Here is a 17509-nt window from a genome sequence, read left to right as displayed (position 1 = left end):
CCAAGGGAATGAGTATGCAAGCCGAATTGATCGTCGACGCCCGCAACGCGGTCGGTGAAAGCCCGGTCTGGGTGCCACAGGAAAACGCCTTGTACTGGGTCGATATCCCCAACGGTGGTCTGCAACGCTGGAGCGCCGACACTGGCCACGTCCATGCCTGGAAGACTCCCGAAATGCTTGCCTGCCTCGCCCGCCACAGCAAGGGCGGCTGGGTGGCCGGTATGGAGAGCGGGTTCTTTCACTTGCAACCGCACAGCGATGGCAGCCTCGACAGCGAGCAACTGGCGAGCGTCGGACACAGCCGTCAGGACATGCGTCTGAACGACGGTCGCTGCGACCGTCAGGGCCGGTTCTGGGCCGGCAGCATGGTGCTGAACATGGGCCTGAATCTGCCCGAGGGCCGGCTCTATCGTTACGGTGCCGGGCAAACAGGCGTGATCGAGGCACAGCTTGATGGCTTCATCGTGCCCAACGGTCTGGGCTTCAGCCCGGACGGCAAAACCATGTACCTGTCGGACTCGCACCCGAACGTGCAACTGATCTGGGCTTTCGATTACGACACCGAGACAGGCACACCCTCCAACCGCAGGGTGTTCGTGGACATGAACCATTTTTACGGCCGTCCCGACGGCGCTGCCGTGGATGCCGATGGCTGCTACTGGATCTGCGCCAACGATGTCGGCCTGATCCATCGTTTTACCCCCGACGGTCGCCTTGACCGCTCGCTGCAGGTACCGGTGAAAAAACCCACCATGTGCGCCTTCGGTGGCAGCCGGATGGACACTTTGTTCGTGACCTCGATCCGCCCCGGCGACAACCAGGATCCGCAATCGCTGGCCGGCGGCGTGTTCGCCCTCAACCCCGGCGTCAAAGGCCTGCCGGAGCCATTGTTCGACGACCTGCTGTAACCCCCTGCTGCATCGCTGTGCCTTGAACACAAAAATAACAAGACTGGAGAACCCCTCATGGACTTCAAACGCACGTTGCTCGCCGCCGCTCTCCCCCTCGCGCTCACCCTCGGCAGCGCCGCCCAGGCGCTGGAAATCAAATTCGCCGACATCCACCCCGCCGGTTATCCGACCGTGGTCGCTGAAGAACAGTTGGGCAAGACCCTGGTCGCCGAAAGTGACGGCAAGCTGACCTTCAAAATGTTTCCTGGCGGCGTGCTCGGCTCGGAAAAGGAAGTGGTCGAACAGGCTCAGGTCGGCGCCATCCAGATGGCCCGCGTCAGCCTCGGCATCGTCGGCCCGGTGGTGCCGGACGTGAACGTGTTCAACATGCCGTTCGTGTTCCGTGACCAGGCGCACATGCGCAAGATCATCGACGGTGAAATCGGTGACGAAATCCTCGACAAGATCACTAACTCCGAATTCAACCTCGTGGCGCTGGCGTGGATGGATGGCGGCACGCGCAACATCTACACCAAGAAACCGGTGCGCAGCCTCGAAGACCTCAAGGGTATGAAAATCCGTGTGCAGGGCAACCCGATGTTCATCGAAACCATCAACGCCATGGGTGGCAACGGGATCGCCATGGACACCGGCGAAATCTTCAGTGCGCTGCAGACCGGCGTTATCGACGGCGCGGAAAACAATCCGCCGACCCTGCTTGAACACAACCACTACCAGAACGCCAAGTTCTACAGCCTGACCGGGCACCTGATCCTGCCCGAGCCCATCGTGATGTCGAAAATCACCTGGGAAAAACTCAGCCCCGATCAGCAGACCCTGGTGAAAAAAGCCGCCAAGGCTGCGCAGGCCCAGGAGCGCACCTTGTGGGATGCCAAGTCGGCCAGCAGTGAAGAGAAACTCAAGGCCGCCGGCGTCGAGTTCATCACCGTCGACAAGAAACCCTTCTACGAGGCCACCGCTTCGATCCGCGAAAAATACGGCGCGCCCTACGTCGACCTGATCAAACGCATCGAAGCCGTTCAGTAACCTCCCTGCCCTCAATACAAGGCCCGGCAGCGCTGGCGTCGCTCGACGCTCACGCCTGCCCGGTTACGGTGGAACCCGATGAAGAATTTGCTGCTGCGCATCAATGACCGGATTTACATGGCCTGCATCTGGGTCGCCGGTCTGTCGGTGCTGACCATTTCCCTGATCATTCCCTGGGGCGTATTCGCCCGTTACGTCCTCGGCACCGGCTCAAGCTGGCCGGAGCCCACCGCCATCCTGCTGATGATGGTCTTCACCTTCATCGGCGCCGCCGCCAGCTATCGCGCCGGTGCGCACATGGCGGTGGCGATGGTCACCGACCGCCTGCAACCGAAGATGCGCCGAACCATGAGCATCGTTTCGCAAGTGCTCATGGGCACCATCTGCCTGTTCATGACCATCTGGGGCACCAAACTGTGCCTGTCGACATGGAACCAGTTCATGAGCGCCCTGCCGACATTGCGGGTCGGCATCACCTACATGCCGATCCCCGTGGGTGGTGCGCTGACGCTGATTTTCGTGCTGGAAAAACTCTTGCTCGGCGATCAAAGCAATCGCCGTGTGGTGCGGTTCGACCTGGTTGAAGAAAACGAAGGGGCTGCCTGATGGACGCATTGATTCTGCTGGGCAGTTTTATCGCACTGATCCTGATCGGCATGCCGGTTGCCTATGCGCTCGGGTTGTCGGCGCTGATCGGCGCGTGGTGGATCGACATCCCGTTCCAGGCCTTGATGATTCAGGTGGCGGGCGGGGTGAACAAATTCTCGCTGCTGGCGATTCCGTTCTTCGTGCTGGCCGGCGCGATCATGGCCGAGGGCGGCATGTCGCGACGGCTGGTGGCGTTCGCCGGGGTGCTGGTGGGGTTCGTGCGGGGCGGCCTGTCGCTGGTCAACATCATGGCCTCGACCTTTTTCGGCGCAATTTCCGGCTCGTCGGTGGCCGACACCGCGTCGGTAGGTTCGGTGCTGATCCCGGAAATGGAGCGCAAGGGCTACCCTCGGGAATTCTCCACAGCGGTCACCGTCAGCGGTTCGGTACAAGCCCTGCTGACCCCGCCGAGTCACAACTCGGTGCTCTACTCGCTGGCGGCCGGCGGCACCGTTTCCATTGCGTCGCTGTTCATGGCCGGCGTGGTGCCGGGCCTGCTGATGAGCGCGTGCCTGATGGTGCTGTGCCTGATTTTCGCGCGCAAACGCGACTATCCCAAGGGCGAAGTGATCCCGCTGCGCGAAGCCTTGAAGATCTGCGGCGAAGCGCTGTGGGGGCTGATGGCGATGGTGATCATTCTCGGCGGGATTCTGTCGGGGATCTTCACGGCCACCGAGTCGGCGGCCATCGCCGTGCTGTGGTCGTTTTTCGTCACCATGTTCATCTACCGCGACTACAAATGGAGTGAGCTGCCGAAACTGATGCATCGCACGGTGCGCACCATTTCCATCGTGATGATTCTGATCGGCTTCGCCGCCAGTTTCGGCTACATCATGACCCTGATGCAGATCCCGGCGAAGATCACCACGCTGTTCCTGACCCTGTCCGACAACCGCTACGTGATCCTGATGTGCATCAACGTCATGCTGCTGTTGCTCGGCACCGTGATGGACATGGCTCCGCTGATCCTGATCCTCACGCCGATCCTGATGCCGGTGATCCTCGGTATCGGCGTCGACCCGGTGCAGTTCGGCATGATCATGCTGGTCAACCTCGGTATCGGCCTGATAACTCCACCGGTGGGCGCCGTGCTGTTCGTGGGTTCGGCGGTGGGCAAGGTCAGTATCGAAAGTACGGTGAAGGCGCTGCTGCCGTTCTACGCCGTGCTGTTCCTGGTGCTGATGCTGGTGACCTACGTTCCAGCGCTGTCGCTGTGGTTACCGCATCTGGTGTTGTAACGCTAACGCTGTGGCGAGGGCGCCAGGTCCTCGCCACAGGTTTTGTCTCACGCACACAGCAACATGTAAGCGGCGACCACCAGACATACGCTGGCGAACCCCACCTGCAACGTCCTTGCCGGCACTCGCGCGCAGAGTTTGCGGCCGATAATCATGCCGACGATGCTGGCGAAGATGAACGACGCGCCCAGCTGGTCGATGCGCACCCCGGCATGGAACGCGCCGATCACGCCGATCGCGGAAATCAGGCTGATGACCATCAAGGACGTGGCGACGATGCCGCGCATCTGCACATCGGTCAGTTGCTTGAACGCCGGCACGATCAGAAACCCGCCGCCCACCCCCAGCAACCCGGACACCACGCCGGTGACCGCGCCGAGCGCCGCGAGGGTCGCGGTGCATTTGGCGGTCCAGTCGAAACGGCCGGTCTGTTCATTGAGCATGCAGTTTTTCTGGCCCCAACTGGCGTGGCCATGGTCGCTCGGTCCCTGCTGCTGGCGTTCGCGGCGCAGCATGCGCCACGCCACCATCACCATCAGCAGGCTGAACAGGATCATCAGGACCTTTTCCGGCAACTGATGGGCGAAGTAGATGCCCACCGGTGAAAACACCGCGCCGAGCGCCGCGATCAGTAGCGCCGCGCGATAACGCACTAGACCATGGCGCAATCCATCGATCGCGCCGACCGCCGCTGCGCTGCCAACGGCAAACAACGCCACCGGCGCCGCCTGCGTCATCGTCCAGCCCAGCCCGAGCACCAGCGCCGGTACGGCGAGAATCCCGCCGCCGGCCCCGGTCAGTCCAAGGATCAACCCCATCACCACGCCAAACAGGCTTGCCAGCAACATAGTGTGTTCTCAGTCGACCCTGGACAGACTTGTCAGCCATTCGCGGCCCTTGAGCATGCCGTTCCAGTAGAACCACGGCAGCAGCGTCGCCTTCAGCCACCACGCGGAGCGGCGCGGCACGGTCGGGTCGAGGGGAAAGGTCGGCAGCAGTTTTCCGCCATAGCCGAACTCGGCGAGGATCACCTTGCCCTTCTCCACCGTCAGTGGGCAGGAGCCGTAGCCGTCGTACTTCAGTGGCAGCGCCAGATCCTTACGCAGGGCCAGCAGGTTTTCCGCCACCACCACAACTTGCTTGCGCACTGCCGCGGCGGTTTTCGCATTGGTGGTGCCGCAGATATCGCCCAAGGCAAACACTTCGGGATAGCGCGGGTGTTGCAGGGTGTGCGGGTTGACCTCGCACCAGCCGGCGGCATCGGCCAGCGGACTTTGCGCGATGAAATCCGGTGAAACCTGCGGCGGAACGACGTGCAGCAGATCGAAAGTCTTGGCCTGGCGGGTGACGTTACCCTCCGCATCCTTGACGTCGAACCAGGCGGTTTTCGCCGGGCCGTCGACCTTCACCAGATTGGAATTGAACGCCAACCGCGCGTTGTATTTGTCGATGTACTTCATCAGCGGCGGCACAAAGGTCGGCACACCGAATAACGCAGCTCCGGCCAGATTGAACTCGACCTCGACCTTGCTCAGCACGTTGCGCTTGAGCCAGTGATCGCAGGACAAGTACAGCGCCTTTTGCGGCTCGCCGGCACACTTGATCGGAATCGGCGGCTGGGTGAACAGCGCTTTGCCGCCGCTCAGTTTCTGCACCTGATCCCAGGTGTATTGCGCGTGCTGATAGCTGTAGTTGGAGGTGACGCCGTGCTGGCCGAGGCTGTCCTGCAAGCCTTCGATCTTCTCCCACGCCAGGCGCAGGCCGGGGCAGACGATCAGGTTCTGATAAATGACCGTGCGTTGATCGTTGAGGGTGAGACGGCGCTGGTCGGGGTCGATGCCGGTCACGGCTGCCTGAATCCAGGTGGCCTGACGCGGCATCACCTTGTTCATTGGTCGGGCGGTGTCTTTGGCGTCATAGGCGCCACCGCCGACCAGCGTCCACGCCGGTTGGTAGTAATGCAGGGTGCTCGGCTCGATCACCGTGATTTTCAGGCCGGGATCGCGCTTGAGCAGGCTCGCGACAAAACCGATGCCGGCAGTGCCGCCGCCGATGACCACGATGTCCGCACTGATGGATGGGCCCCAGTGTTGATCGTTCATTGTTTGTTCCTTATGGCTGCACGCAAGGATAGCCGGGTCTATTGCGCCCAGCTTTTGAGCACGGCTCCGCAGTAGAGTCCGGAAAGGGTTTTCATCACCTGGATCACTTCGTGACTGGCGAGACCGTAAAAAATGTACTTGCCTTCACGACGGGTCGCGACCAGCCCTTCATCGCGCAGGATGCCCAGTTGCTGGGACAGGGTCGGCTGACGCACGCCGGTCATTTTCTCCAGCTCGCCGACGTTGCGCTCGCCCTGGGTCAGCTGGCACAGGATCAGCAGCCGATCTTCGTTGGCCAATGCCTTGAGCAGCGAACAGGCCTTGGAGGCCGACGCGCGCAGTTGGGCGACTTCACATTCGGTCAGACTGGATTGCATTTGCAGGATGCCTTCAACGTCACTTAAGCTGCGGACATTATGTGTTTACATAAAGTGTTGCAACCTGACTTTTCACCTTCCTGCACAGGACCGCGTCCATGCCCGCGCTGATTGAAGCTTTCCTCGACCCCGCCTCTTCGACCTACAGCTACGTGGTCTACGAGGCCGACGGCGGGCAGTGCGCAATCGTCGATCCGGTGCTTGATTACGACGGCGCCGCCGGCCGCACCTGCACGGCTCAGGCGGACAAGATCATCGCCTTCGTGCACGCCCATAACCTGCAAGTGCAGTGGCTGCTGGAAACCCACGCCCACGCCGATCACTTGTCCGCCGCGCCGTACCTGCGCCGGGAACTGGGCGGGAAAATCGCGATTGGCGAATCGATCAGCAAAGTGCAGAACGTGTTCAAGGCGCTGTTCAACCTGGAACCGGAATTTCGCGTCGACGGCTCGCAGTTCGATCACCTGTTCGCACCGAACGAATCGTTCAGGATCGGCAATCTCAAGGCCACCGCCCTGCACGTTCCCGGCCACACCCCGGCGGACATGGCTTACCTGATCGACGGCGAACAGATCCTGGTGGGCGACACGCTGTTCATGCCCGACGTCGGCACCGCCCGTTGCGACTTTCCCGGCGGCAACGCCCATCAATTGTTCAATTCGATTCACAAGCTGCTGGCCTTCCCCGCCAGCGTGAAGCTCTACGTCTGCCACGACTACCCGCCGCAAGGTCGCGACTCGCAGTGCCAGACCACCGTGGGTGAACAGCGCAAAAGCAATATCCACGTGCATGACGGCGTCGACGAAGCCGCGTTTGTCGAGATGCGCACCAAGCGCGATGCAGGGTTGGGCATGCCGACGCTGTTGCTGCCGGCGATTCAGGTGAATGTGCGCGCAGGAAATTTGCCGCCGGCGGAAGGCAATGGCGTTGTCTACCTGAAGATTCCGATCAACTCCGTGTAAGAAAAAATCATTGAAGGAACCGGAAACAAGGGGATTCGTACCTGGCACGTCGGATCCCATGAACTGGGCGTAATCTCGGCCAACAGGCAGACTTCATGGGGTAATCAACCCATGGAGATTTGGCAATATGGATATTCGCCGTAACCATCGCGACCTGACGCCGGAACAGAAACACGCCTTCGTAAATGCCATTCTGATACTGAAAAACCAGACGCCCAGCGTACTGCGCCCGGGTCAGCAGAGTCGCTACGATGACTTTGTACAGATCCACAAGAATTCCATGGGACGAGGTAACCCGATCTTCCCCAACCCCCATGGAACCCCTTTATTTTTTCCCTGGCATCGCGTCCTGATTCGCCAGTTCGAGCTTGAACTGCAAGCCGCCGCAGACAACCCGACCATCACGCTGCCGTACTGGAACTGGAGCATGAATGGTGCGGATGACCCCTTTACTGACGATTTCATGGGCAGAGACGGCGACCCGACGCAAAACCAGCGGGTAACCATTGGCCCGTTTGCCCTCGAGCGTCGTTTATTCGGCATAAAGGTCTGGGATGGTGAGACAGGAGATCCTGGCTTGCGGCGCAACTTCGGAGCAGGCCCCTCACCGCTCCCCTCTGCGCTGGATGTCGAAACCTTATTGAACAGAACGCCCTACTGGCTCGAACCGACCGGATGGGAAAATCTGACGGAAATGATGCACAACGATGTGCATGCCTGGGTTGGAGGCAACATGGGCGAAGCCTCCTCTCCCAACGATCCGTTGTTCTTCTTGCACCACTGTTATCTCGACTTTCTCTGGGAGCGCTGGAAGCGCAAACACCCGACCGAGCCGGTGATCGCATTTCCCGAGAACGCACCACACGGGATGCTCGGTTCAACGCTGATGTTCAATCCGGACAATGAACCTGCGCCCTGGCTTCAGCCTTTCAGGGTGGAACAGACCTTGAACACGGCAAGTCTGGATTACGGCTATGCCGATCTCTGATCAGGGCTGAGCACTCAGCTCCCGAGGATCAGGCCATTGGCCGGTAATGGTAGTGCCGTTTTGTAGCGCACCTGCTTGAGGGCAAAGCTTGACCGGATGTTCGCCACGCCGGGGACTTTGGTCAGAAAGTCCATCATGAAGCGTTCAAGCGCCTGAATGGTCGGCACCAGCACGCGGATCAGATAATCCGGATCGCCGGCCATCAGGTAGCACTCCATGACTTCGGGGCGGTCGGAAATCGCCTCTTCGAAATGCTGCAGCGCTTCCTCTACCTGCTTCTCGAGACTGACGTGGATGAACACGTTGACGTGCAACCCCAGCAGGTCGGCGTCCAGCAGGGTTACCTGCTCGCGGATCAGCCCCAGTTCTTCCATCGCCTTGACCCGGTTGAAGCACGGCGTCGGCGACAGATTGACCGAACGGGCCAGGTCGGCGTTGGTGATGCGCGCGTTCTCCTGAAGGCTGTTGAGAATGCCGATGTCGGTACGGTCCAGTTTGCGCATGAGACAAAACCACCTGCTTTTTATGTTTATGCAGAATTTCTATCTGCAAATGATCTTCAGCGCAACGAAACAGAGAGAAATATTCTTCTTGCCCGGGCCTATGATTGTTGTAGGACAAGATTTCTTTTATCGAAGAATGACTGCCAGCTCACTACAAGAAATTCACAAGATCGAGCGTAGAAGCCATGACCCAAGCGTATGAACCGCTGCGTCTGCACGTCCCTGAACCCTCGGGCCGCCCAGGCTGCAAAACCGATTTCTCCTACCTGCATCTGACCGATGCGGGCACGGTGCGTAAACCTTCCATCGACGTTGAACCGGCCGACACTGCCGACCTGGCTCGTGGCCTGATCCGCGTGCTCGACGACCAGGGCAACGCTCTCGGCCCGTGGGCTGAAAACGTGCCGGTCGAGATCCTGCGCAAAGGCATGCGCGCCATGCTCAAGACCCGGATCTACGACAACCGCATGGTGGTCGCCCAGCGTCAGAAAAAAATGTCGTTCTACATGCAGAGCCTTGGCGAAGAAGCCATCGGCAGCGCCCAGGCCCTGGCCTTGAACATCGACGACATGTGCTTCCCGACCTACCGCCAGCAAAGCATTCTGATGGCTCGCGACGTACCGCTGGTCGACCTGATCTGCCAACTGCTGTCCAACGAGCGCGATCCGCTCAAGGGCCGTCAACTGCCGATCATGTACTCGGTCAAGGACGCAGGCTTCTTCACCATTTCCGGCAACCTCGCCACTCAGTTCATTCAAGGCGTGGGCTGGGGCATGGCCTCGGCGATCAAGGGCGACACCAAAATCGCCTCGGCCTGGATCGGCGATGGTGCCACCGCCGAATCGGACTTCCACACCGCCCTCACCTTCGCCCACGTTTATCGTGCGCCGGTGATCCTCAACGTGGTCAACAACCAGTGGGCGATTTCGACCTTTCAGGCCATCGCCGGTGGTGAAGCCACCACCTTCGCCGGACGCGGCGTCGGTTGCGGCATCGCTTCCCTGCGAGTCGATGGCAACGATTTCTACGCGGTCTACGCCGCTTCCGCCTGGGCCGCCGAACGCGCCCGCCGCGGCCTCGGCCCGACCATGATCGAATGGGTCACCTACCGCGCCGGCCCGCACTCGACCTCCGACGATCCGTCCAAATACCGTCCTGCCGACGACTGGAGCCACTTCCCGCTGGGCGACCCGATTGCCCGCCTGAAACAGCACCTGATCAAGGTCGGCCACTGGTCGGAAGAAGAGCACGCCGCCGTCAGCGCCGAGCTCGAAGCCGAAGTGATCGCTGCGCAGAAACAGGCCGAACAGTACGGCACCCTCGCCGGCGGCCAGATTCCAAGCGCCGCGACCATGTTCGAAGATGTCTACAAAGAGATGCCGGAGCACTTGAAGCGCCAGCGTCAGCAGTTGGGGATCTGACATGAACGATCACAACAACAATATTCAGTTGGAAACCGCCATGACCACGACCACCATGACCATGATCCAGGCCCTGCGCTCGGCCATGGATGTGATGCTTGAGCGTGACGACAACGTTGTGGTGTTCGGCCAGGACGTCGGCTACTTCGGCGGCGTGTTCCGTTGCACCGAAGGCCTGCAGACCAAGTACGGCACCTCGCGGGTGTTCGACGCGCCGATCTCCGAGAGCGGCATCGTCGGTGTCGCCGTGGGCATGGGCGCTTATGGCTTGCGCCCGGTCGCCGAGATTCAGTTCGCCGACTATGTGTATCCAGCCTCTGACCAGATCATTTCCGAAGCCGCCCGTCTGCGTTATCGCTCGGCCGGCGAGTTCACCGCGCCGATGACCCTGCGCATGCCTTGCGGCGGCGGCATCTACGGCGGCCAGACCCACAGCCAGAGCATCGAGGCGATGTTCACTCAGGTCTGCGGTCTGCGCACGGTCATGCCTTCCAACCCGTATGACGCCAAAGGCCTGCTGATCGCCTCCATCGAAAACGATGATCCGGTGATCTTCCTCGAGCCGAAACGCCTGTACAACGGCCCGTTCGACGGCCATCACGACCGCCCGGTAACCCCGTGGTCGAAACACCCGCAAGCTCAGGTGCCGGACGGTTACTACACCGTGCCGCTGGACGTTGCCGCCATCACCCGTCCGGGCAAGGACGTGACCGTACTGACCTACGGCACCACCGTTTACGTATCGCAAGTTGCGGCCGAAGAATCCGGCGTTGACGCTGAAGTCATCGACCTGCGCAGCCTGTGGCCGCTGGACCTGGAAACCATCGTCAAATCCGTGAAGAAAACCGGCCGTTGCGTGGTGGTTCACGAAGCCACCCGCACCTGCGGTTTCGGCGCCGAACTGGTGTCGCTGGTGCAAGAGCATTGCTTCCACCACCTGGAAGCGCCGATCGAACGCGTCACCGGTTGGGACACCCCCTACCCGCACGCGCAGGAGTGGGCGTATTTCCCTGGGCCGTCCCGAGTGGGCGCGGCGCTGAAACGGGTCATGGAGGTCTGAATGGGCACGCACGTTATCAAGATGCCGGACATCGGCGAAGGCATCGCAGAAGTAGAACTGTCGCAGTGGCACGTAAAAGTTGGCGATCTGGTCGTTGAAGATCAGGTGCTGGCGGATGTGATGACCGACAAGGCAATGGTTGATATTCCCTCGCCGGTACACGGCAAAGTGATTGCACTCGGCGGTCAGCCGGGTGAAGTGATGGCGGTCGGCAGTATTCTGATCAGCATCGAGGTTGAAGGCGCAGGCAATCTGAAGGAGTCGGACAAACCGGCGCCTGTTGCGGCGAAAGAAACGCCAGCCGCACCCAAAGTTGAAGCTGTCGTTGAAAGCAAACCTGCTGTTGCCGCGCCGCGTCCGGCAGCTGCCGTTTGCCAGGGCCCGATGGTTGCTCGCGAAGCCGATGAGCGTCCGCTGGCCTCGCCGGCCGTGCGCAAGCATGCGCTGGACCTGGGCATTCAATTGCGTCTGGTGCGCGGTTCCGGCCCGGCCGGTCGCGTATTGCACGAAGACCTCGACGCCTATCTGGCGCAAGGTCAGTCGAAAGCTTCGGCGCCGGTCGCCGCCGCGTACACCCAGCGCAACGATGAAGAGCAGATTCAGGTTATCGGCATGCGCCGCAAGATTGCCCAGCGCATGCAGGACGCCACTCAGCGTGCCGCGCACTTCAGTTATGTCGAGGAAATCGACGTCACCGCGATTGAAGAGCTGCGTGCCCACCTGAACGAAAAACACGGCGCGAGTCGTGGCAAGCTGACCTTGCTGCCGTTCCTCGTGCGCGCACTGGTCGTCGCCCTGCGCGACTTCCCGCAAATGAACGCCCGTTACGACGACGAAGCCCAGGTCATCACCCGCCTCGGCGCGGTGCATGTCGGCGTCGCTACCCAAAGCGATGTCGGCCTGATGGTGCCGGTGGTGCGTCACGCCGAAGCGCGCAGCCTCTGGGACAGCGCGGCGGAAATCTCCCGCCTCGCCAACGCTGCCCGCAACGGCAAAGCCAGCCGCGATGAACTCTCCGGCTCGACCATCACCCTGACCAGCCTCGGCGCCCTCGGCGGCATCGTCAGCACCCCGGTGCTGAATCTGCCGGAAGTGGCGATCGTCGGCGTCAACAAAATCGTCGAACGCCCGATGGTCGTCAAAGGCCAAGTGGTGATCCGCAAGATGATGAACCTCTCCAGCTCCTTCGATCACCGCGTGGTCGACGGCATGGACGCGGCGCTCTTCATCCAGGCCATTCGTGGCTTGCTCGAACAACCCGCGACCCTGTTTGTGGAGTGATGGCATGCAAACTCTGAACACCACGCTGCTGATCATCGGCGGCGGCCCCGGCGGTTACGTGACGGCCATTCGCGCCGGGCAACTGGGCATTCCAACCATTCTGGTCGAGGGCGAATCGCTGGGCGGCACCTGCCTGAACATCGGCTGCATTCCGTCGAAAGCGCTGATCCACGTGGCCGAGCAGTTTCACCAGACTCAACATCACAACCAGCATTCGGCACTGGGCATCAGCGTTTCGGCGCCGACCCTCGACATCACTAAAAGCGTCGAGTGGAAGGACGGAATCGTTGATCGCCTGACCACCGGCGTCGCCGCGCTGCTGAAGAAGAACAAAGTTCAGGTCATCAACGGCTGGGCCAAGGTCATCGACGGCAAGACCGTGGAAGTCGGCGACACCCGCATCCAGTGCGAGCATCTGGTGCTGGCCACCGGTTCGAAAAGCGTCAATCTGCCAATCCTGCCGATTGGCGGGCCGATCATATCGTCCACCGAGGCGCTGGCGCCGAAGTCGGTGCCGAAACGCCTGATCGTGGTGGGCGGTGGTTACATCGGTCTGGAATTGGGGATTGCCTATCGCAAGCTCGGCGCCGAGGTCAGTGTGGTCGAGGCGCAGGATCGGATCCTGCCGGCCTACGACGCCGAACTGACCCAACCAGTGCACGACGCGCTGAAGCAACTGGGCGTGAAGCTGTACCTCAAGCACAGCGTGCTGGGCTTCGACGGCACGTTGCAGGTGCGCGATCCGAACGGCGACACCCTGAACCTGGAAACCGATCAGGTGCTGGTGGCCGTCGGTCGCAAACCCAATACCCAGGGCTGGAACCTTGAAGCGTTGAACCTGGACATGAACGGCTCGGCGATCAAGATCGACAGCCGCTGCCAGACCAGCATGCGCAACGTCTACGCCATCGGCGACCTGAGCGGCGAGCCGATGCTGGCCCACCGCGCCATGGCTCAGGGCGAGATGGTTGCCGAGCTGATCAGCGGCAAGACCCGCGAATTCAACCCGACCGCCATTGCTGCCGTGTGCTTCACCGACCCGGAGCTGGTGGTCGTCGGCAAGACCCCGGACGAGGCCAAGGCGGCGGGACTTGACTGCATCGTGTCGAACTTCCCGTTCGCGGCCAATGGCCGGGCGATGACGCTGGAATCGAAAACCGGCTTCGTGCGGGTGGTCGCCCGTCGGGACAATCATGTGATTGTCGGCTGGCAGGCGGTGGGTGTCGGGGTATCGGAATTGTCGACTGCGTTCGCGCAAAGCCTGGAAATGGGCGCGCGACTGGAAGACATCGGCGGCACCATCCATGCGCACCCGACCCTGGGCGAAGCGGTGCAGGAAGCGGCGTTGCGTGCCCTCGGCCACGCGTTGCACCTGTAACGCTCGGTCGCAGATCATTCCCACGCTCCGCGTGGGAATGCCTCCACGGACGCTCCGCGTTCGGCTGTTGGGACGCAGAGCGTCCCGGACTGCATTCCCACGCAGAGCGTGGGAACGATCAAAGGCAGAGATTTCGGGCTGCGAAACCGCTCAAGAATGAAGTATTGTTGTGCCCATCCAAAAAAACGTCAGAAGCCTTGAACCGCTTCGGCGGTTGTTCAGTGATAGAGGGTGTCATGGGTAACGAAAGCATCAACTGGGACAAGCTGGGTTTTGACTACATCAAGACCGACAAACGCTATCTGTCGTACTTTCGCAATGGCGAGTGGGACAAAGGCACCCTGACCGAAGACAACGTGCTGCACATCAGCGAAGGCTCCACTGCCCTTCACTATGGCCAGCAATGCTTCGAAGGCCTGAAGGCCTATCGTTGCAAGGACGGCTCGATCAACCTGTTCCGTCCGGACCAGAACGCCGCGCGCATGCAACGCAGCTGCGCCCGCCTGCTGATGCCGCATGTGTCCACCGAGCAGTTCATCGAAGCGTGCAAGGAAGTGGTTCGCGCCAACGAGCGCTTCATCCCGCCTTACGGCACCGGCGGCGCGCTGTACCTGCGCCCGTTCGTGATCGGCGTGGGTGACAACATCGGCGTGCGTACCGCACCTGAGTTCATCTTCTCGGTGTTCGCGATCCCGGTCGGTGCCTACTTCAAGGGCGGCCTGACCCCGCACAACTTCCAGATCTCCACCTTCGACCGCGCCGCGCCACAAGGCACCGGTGCCGCCAAGGTCGGTGGCAACTACGCGGCCAGCCTGATGCCGGGCTCCCAGGCCAAGAAAGCGCACTTCGCTGACGCCATCTACCTGGATCCGCTGACCCACAAGAAGATCGAGGAAGTCGGTTCGGCCAACTTCTTCGGGATCACCCACGACAACAAGTTCGTGACCCCGAACTCGCCCTCGGTACTGCCGGGTATCACCCGTCTGTCGCTGATCGAACTGGCCAAGTCCCGTCTGGGCCTGGAAGTGGTCGAAGGCGACGTGTTCATCGACAAGCTGTCGGACTTCAAGGAAGCCGGTGCTTGCGGTACTGCGGCGGTGATCACCCCGATCGGTGGCATCAGCTACAACGACCACCTGCACGTGTTCCACAGCGAAACCGAAGTCGGCCCTGTGACCCAGAAGCTCTACAAAGAGCTGACCGGCGTGCAGACCGGCGACGTCGAAGCGCCAGCCGGCTGGATCGTCAAGGTTTGATCTGACGGCCAGATGCACAAAAGCCCCCATCGAGTGATCGATGGGGGGCTTTTTCATTCGCCTCGCTCGCCGGCCTTCATGGCAATCCGCTTACCCGCGCGACCGGCGATCCCGCTCGCCTGTCCGTTCTGCTGCTTGCCCATTCGCGCCTGGGTAATCAATCCGGGAATCAGCTCTCCTTCCGGCAGGTTCTTCCAGAACCGCGTCGGCAAATGCCCCTGCATGACTTTCTCGTTCAAACGCGCCGGGTTGAAGATGTGGCTGTAGTACGTCAGCCACAAGTCACCGTGGGGATCGTCGACGTTCTGCGCCAGTTGCTGCCACTCCAGCGGACACTGACGATCATGGATCAGTTGTGCACCATCGTAATAAACCCCGTCGCGGGGCGTGGCGATCAGCCAGCGATGCCGGCCCATGCGCCCGATAAAGTGTTCGCTGGCGCTGTGCAGAATGTCGTGGGCCGGTTCGTGCCATGCGACGTATTGCGGGCCCGGCAGCTCTGGCGGGCGCTCGATGAAGCGCACGAACGCATGCAGATGATGGGCTTCGCGCTGCACCTGCTTGATCCGCCGCTGCAACTCGCTGCCCAGCTTGTCGCCGGCCATCATTGCCGTGCGGTCACCGTGGCTGACTCGCCACAGCACTTCATACAGCAAACTCCAGCGCTGATCGCCACGGTATCGCGACGCTTGTTCCAGGGTGTCGAGCAACGCACGCGGAATCCGTGCCTGAAACGGCCCCTGCCCTTCGGGCACCGCCACGTCACTGGCAAACAGATCACTTACCCCTTCCGACGCCCAGCTCACCAGACTCGGATCAATTTCATGGCTGAGCAGCCAGCGCGCCTGCTGGCGCCAGGTGTCGAACAGGTCGTCGCAGTCGAGATTGATCATCCCCACAGCCCCATCTGTTGCGGCATTGGTCGGTCGCGCAATTGCTGATAAAGCATCTGGCTGGTGACTTCCGCCTGCTGAGGGTGGTAATCGCTGGTGATGATGAACGGCTTGGCTTTGGCCAGCACACAGCGCATGCGCGCCACGTCTTCGTAGCGAATGCGCCGCTGCCGACGCAGTTCCACCAGACGTTCGGTGGTGCGCAAGCCGATGCCGGGGATGCGTGAAATCAACGCCGGCTCGGCGCGATTGAGGTCCAGCGGAAACACCTCGCGATTCTGCAGCGCCCAGGCCAGTTTCGGGTCGATGTCCAACGCCAGATTGCCCGGCCCCTGAAGCAACTCACCGGCGGTATAGCCATAACCGCGCAACAGAAAATCCGCCTGATACAAGCGGTGCTCGCGCATCAGCGGCGGTGCGGCCAGCGGCACGCTTTTCGGGCTGTCGGGAATCGGGCTGAAGGCCGAGTAATAGACCCGGCGCAGACGGAAGTTGCCGTAAAGCGCCTGCGCGCTGTGCAGGATGGTGCTGTCGTCGGTGTCATCGGCACCGACGATCATCTGCGTGCTCTGCCCGGCCGGGGCGAACTTTGGTGCGCGAGGTTCGTTGAGCACGGTCTGCACACCGGTGTAGATGGTGTTCATCGCCTGCTTGATCGAGCCGATGTGCTTCTCCGGCGCGAGAGTTTGCAGGCTGGCATCGGTGGGCAATTCGATGTTGACGCTCAAACGGTCAGCATAACGCCCGGCCTCTTCGATCAACGCAGGATCCGCATCAGGGATGGTCTTGAGATGAATGTAGCCACGGAACTCATGCTCTTCGCGCAGCAGCTTGGCGACGCGCACCAGTTGCTCCATGGTGTAGTCCGCCGAACGAATGATCCCCGAGCTGAGAAACAACCCGCTGACGCAATTGCGCCGGTAGAAATCCAGGGTCAGCGTCACCACTTCCTCGGGTGTGAAACGCGCACGGGGCACGTCGCTGGAACGGCGGTTCACGCAATATTGGCAATCGTAGAGACAGAAGTTGGTCAGCAGAATCTTGAGCAGCGACACGCAACGCCCGTCCGGCGTGTAGCTGTGGCAGATGCCCATGCCATCGGTTGATCCCAGCCCGCTTTTGCCCTCGGAGCTGCGCTTGGGCGCGCCACTGCTCGCACAAGAAGCGTCGTACTTGGCGGCGTCGGCGAGGATGCTGAGCTTGTCAATGATTTGCATGGCACGGACTCGATACTGTTCGCATATACAGTATAGAGAGCGATTGGCTCATACAAGGTGCAATGCCGCTCTTCGTCGGAATGTCGCACCGCAGGAGTCAGGTCAATTTGACTCGGCAGCAGTCAGATTGACTCGATTCAACAAGCGTCATAATGACTATCAACCCTGCGCAGCCCTTGATATTAAAGGCTGTCCGACATGGCCCGAAAATTGACTGACTCCCCGTAGCCATTTGGCTGAAGACCAAA

Annotated in this window: 17 protein-coding genes; 11 read left to right on the top strand and 6 right to left on the bottom strand. The window is 61.1% G+C overall.

Features of this window, described 5'->3' with window-relative positions; genetic code table 11:
• The first annotated feature begins 14 nt into the window (after positions 1 to 14).
• From C1X29_RS20715 to C1X29_RS20700, 4 genes are all read left to right on the top strand, one after another.
• Positions 15 to 908 carry an SMP-30/gluconolactonase/LRE family protein gene (locus C1X29_RS20715; RefSeq protein WP_102718259.1) on the top strand — a complete coding sequence of 298 codons (894 nt, stop codon included), beginning with the start codon at positions 15 to 17 and terminating at the stop codon, positions 906 to 908.
• Between the two features lie 57 nt (positions 909 to 965).
• Complete coding sequence (locus C1X29_RS20710) at positions 966 to 1937, top strand: TRAP transporter substrate-binding protein (protein ID WP_085602705.1); 972 nt, start codon at positions 966 to 968, stop codon at positions 1935 to 1937.
• Positions 1938 to 2015: 78 nt separating this feature from the next.
• Positions 2016 to 2543, top strand: a complete 528-nt coding sequence (locus C1X29_RS20705; RefSeq protein WP_085746068.1) for a TRAP transporter small permease — start codon at positions 2016 to 2018, stop codon at positions 2541 to 2543.
• Positions 2543 to 3823: a TRAP transporter large permease gene (locus tag C1X29_RS20700; protein WP_011334824.1), complete on the top strand. Its 1281-nt coding sequence runs from the start codon at positions 2543 to 2545 to the stop codon at positions 3821 to 3823. The genes C1X29_RS20705 and C1X29_RS20700 overlap by 1 nt, the downstream gene beginning before the upstream one ends.
• A 47-nt stretch (positions 3824 to 3870) precedes the next feature.
• On the opposite strand, the gene C1X29_RS20695 is transcribed toward C1X29_RS20700, so the two are convergent.
• The 3 genes from C1X29_RS20695 to C1X29_RS20685 are packed head-to-tail and all read right to left on the bottom strand — an operon-like array spanning position 3871 to position 6302.
• Positions 3871 to 4671, bottom strand: a complete 801-nt coding sequence (locus tag C1X29_RS20695; RefSeq protein ID WP_102718258.1) for a sulfite exporter TauE/SafE family protein — start codon at positions 4669 to 4671, stop codon at positions 3871 to 3873.
• Between the two features lie 9 nt (positions 4672 to 4680).
• Positions 4681 to 5925, bottom strand: a complete 1245-nt coding sequence (locus tag C1X29_RS20690) for an FAD/NAD(P)-binding oxidoreductase (RefSeq protein ID WP_102718257.1) — start codon at positions 5923 to 5925, stop codon at positions 4681 to 4683.
• A gap of 38 nt (positions 5926 to 5963) precedes the next feature.
• The gene (locus tag C1X29_RS20685) at positions 5964 to 6302 is read right to left on the bottom strand and encodes a helix-turn-helix transcriptional regulator (protein WP_007952897.1); all 339 of its coding nucleotides are present in this window, start codon (positions 6300 to 6302) and stop codon (positions 5964 to 5966) included.
• Positions 6303 to 6400: 98 nt separating this feature from the next.
• Here C1X29_RS20685 and C1X29_RS20680 point away from each other — a divergent pair, with 98 nt between their 5' ends.
• A complete protein-coding gene (locus tag C1X29_RS20680) occupies positions 6401 to 7264 on the top strand; it encodes an MBL fold metallo-hydrolase (protein WP_102718256.1) in 864 nt (287 codons plus the stop codon).
• Positions 7265 to 7391: 127 nt separating this feature from the next.
• Positions 7392 to 8252 carry a tyrosinase family protein gene (locus C1X29_RS20675; RefSeq protein WP_085746063.1) on the top strand — a complete coding sequence of 287 codons (861 nt, stop codon included), beginning with the start codon at positions 7392 to 7394 and terminating at the stop codon, positions 8250 to 8252.
• Positions 8253 to 8266: 14 nt separating this feature from the next.
• On the opposite strand, the gene bkdR is transcribed toward C1X29_RS20675, so the two are convergent.
• Entirely contained in the window at positions 8267 to 8755 is a 489-nt protein-coding gene (bkdR, locus tag C1X29_RS20670; RefSeq protein ID WP_085602691.1) for a Bkd operon transcriptional regulator BkdR, read from the bottom strand.
• 185 nt (positions 8756 to 8940) lie between these two features.
• Between bkdR and C1X29_RS20665 the strand changes: the two genes are divergently transcribed.
• The 5 genes from C1X29_RS20665 (at position 8941) to C1X29_RS20645 (ending at position 15151) form a co-directional block, all read left to right on the top strand.
• Positions 8941 to 10176 carry a 3-methyl-2-oxobutanoate dehydrogenase (2-methylpropanoyl-transferring) subunit alpha gene (locus tag C1X29_RS20665; protein ID WP_007965287.1) on the top strand — a complete coding sequence of 412 codons (1236 nt, stop codon included), beginning with the start codon at positions 8941 to 8943 and terminating at the stop codon, positions 10174 to 10176.
• 1 nt (position 10177) lies between these two features.
• Positions 10178 to 11236, top strand: a complete 1059-nt coding sequence (locus tag C1X29_RS20660) for an alpha-ketoacid dehydrogenase subunit beta (protein ID WP_003224000.1) — start codon at positions 10178 to 10180, stop codon at positions 11234 to 11236.
• The gene (locus C1X29_RS20655; RefSeq protein ID WP_102718255.1) at positions 11237 to 12517 is read left to right on the top strand and encodes a dihydrolipoamide acetyltransferase family protein; all 1281 of its coding nucleotides are present in this window, start codon (positions 11237 to 11239) and stop codon (positions 12515 to 12517) included.
• A gap of 4 nt (positions 12518 to 12521) precedes the next feature.
• Complete coding sequence (lpdA, locus tag C1X29_RS20650) at positions 12522 to 13895, top strand: dihydrolipoyl dehydrogenase (RefSeq protein ID WP_102687774.1); 1374 nt, start codon at positions 12522 to 12524, stop codon at positions 13893 to 13895.
• A gap of 236 nt (positions 13896 to 14131) precedes the next feature.
• The gene (locus C1X29_RS20645) at positions 14132 to 15151 is read left to right on the top strand and encodes a branched-chain amino acid aminotransferase (RefSeq protein WP_011334831.1); all 1020 of its coding nucleotides are present in this window, start codon (positions 14132 to 14134) and stop codon (positions 15149 to 15151) included.
• A gap of 53 nt (positions 15152 to 15204) precedes the next feature.
• On the opposite strand, the gene C1X29_RS20640 is transcribed toward C1X29_RS20645, so the two are convergent.
• Both C1X29_RS20640 and C1X29_RS20635 read right to left on the bottom strand, forming a co-directional pair.
• Entirely contained in the window at positions 15205 to 16044 is an 840-nt protein-coding gene (locus C1X29_RS20640) for a TIGR03915 family putative DNA repair protein (protein WP_102718254.1), read from the bottom strand.
• Entirely contained in the window at positions 16041 to 17261 is a 1221-nt protein-coding gene (locus tag C1X29_RS20635; RefSeq protein WP_102718253.1) for a putative DNA modification/repair radical SAM protein, read from the bottom strand. The genes C1X29_RS20640 and C1X29_RS20635 overlap by 4 nt, the downstream gene beginning before the upstream one ends.
• Positions 17262 to 17509: the final 248 nt, after the last annotated feature.

The sequence above is a fragment of the Pseudomonas sp. GW456-12-10-14-LB2 genome, from assembly GCF_002884345.1.
GTDB classification, from domain to species: Bacteria; Pseudomonadota; Gammaproteobacteria; order Pseudomonadales; family Pseudomonadaceae; genus Aquipseudomonas; species Aquipseudomonas paraglycinae.
Note: the sequence above shows the minus strand (reverse complement) of the source record. Positions and strands in the feature narration are given on the sequence as shown.

What these genes read in the sequence shown, in the direction of transcription:
- C1X29_RS20700 (WP_011334824.1), top strand. Translation starts at nt 2,543, where the DNA reads ATGGACGCATTGATTCTGCTGGGCAGTTTTATCGCACTGATCCTGATC.
- C1X29_RS20715 (WP_102718259.1), top strand. Translation starts at nt 15, where the DNA reads ATGCAAGCCGAATTGATCGTCGACGCCCGCAACGCGGTCGGTGAAAGC.
- C1X29_RS20705 (WP_085746068.1), top strand. Translation starts at nt 2,016, where the DNA reads ATGAAGAATTTGCTGCTGCGCATCAATGACCGGATTTACATGGCCTGC.
- C1X29_RS20695 (WP_102718258.1), bottom strand. Translation starts at nt 4,671, where the DNA reads ATGTTGCTGGCAAGCCTGTTTGGCGTGGTGATGGGGTTGATCCTTGGA.
- bkdR (WP_085602691.1), bottom strand. Translation starts at nt 8,755, where the DNA reads ATGCGCAAACTGGACCGTACCGACATCGGCATTCTCAACAGCCTTCAG.
- C1X29_RS20665 (WP_007965287.1), top strand. Translation starts at nt 8,941, where the DNA reads ATGACCCAAGCGTATGAACCGCTGCGTCTGCACGTCCCTGAACCCTCG.
- C1X29_RS20645 (WP_011334831.1), top strand. Translation starts at nt 14,132, where the DNA reads ATGGGTAACGAAAGCATCAACTGGGACAAGCTGGGTTTTGACTACATC.
- C1X29_RS20680 (WP_102718256.1), top strand. Translation starts at nt 6,401, where the DNA reads ATGCCCGCGCTGATTGAAGCTTTCCTCGACCCCGCCTCTTCGACCTAC.
- C1X29_RS20640 (WP_102718254.1), bottom strand. Translation starts at nt 16,044, where the DNA reads ATGATCAATCTCGACTGCGACGACCTGTTCGACACCTGGCGCCAGCAG.
- C1X29_RS20675 (WP_085746063.1), top strand. Translation starts at nt 7,392, where the DNA reads ATGGATATTCGCCGTAACCATCGCGACCTGACGCCGGAACAGAAACAC.
- C1X29_RS20710 (WP_085602705.1), top strand. Translation starts at nt 966, where the DNA reads ATGGACTTCAAACGCACGTTGCTCGCCGCCGCTCTCCCCCTCGCGCTC.
- C1X29_RS20660 (WP_003224000.1), top strand. Translation starts at nt 10,178, where the DNA reads ATGAACGATCACAACAACAATATTCAGTTGGAAACCGCCATGACCACG.
- C1X29_RS20635 (WP_102718253.1), bottom strand. Translation starts at nt 17,261, where the DNA reads ATGCAAATCATTGACAAGCTCAGCATCCTCGCCGACGCCGCCAAGTAC.
- lpdA (WP_102687774.1), top strand. Translation starts at nt 12,522, where the DNA reads ATGCAAACTCTGAACACCACGCTGCTGATCATCGGCGGCGGCCCCGGC.
- C1X29_RS20685 (WP_007952897.1), bottom strand. Translation starts at nt 6,302, where the DNA reads ATGCAATCCAGTCTGACCGAATGTGAAGTCGCCCAACTGCGCGCGTCG.
- C1X29_RS20655 (WP_102718255.1), top strand. Translation starts at nt 11,237, where the DNA reads ATGGGCACGCACGTTATCAAGATGCCGGACATCGGCGAAGGCATCGCA.
- C1X29_RS20690 (WP_102718257.1), bottom strand. Translation starts at nt 5,925, where the DNA reads ATGAACGATCAACACTGGGGCCCATCCATCAGTGCGGACATCGTGGTC.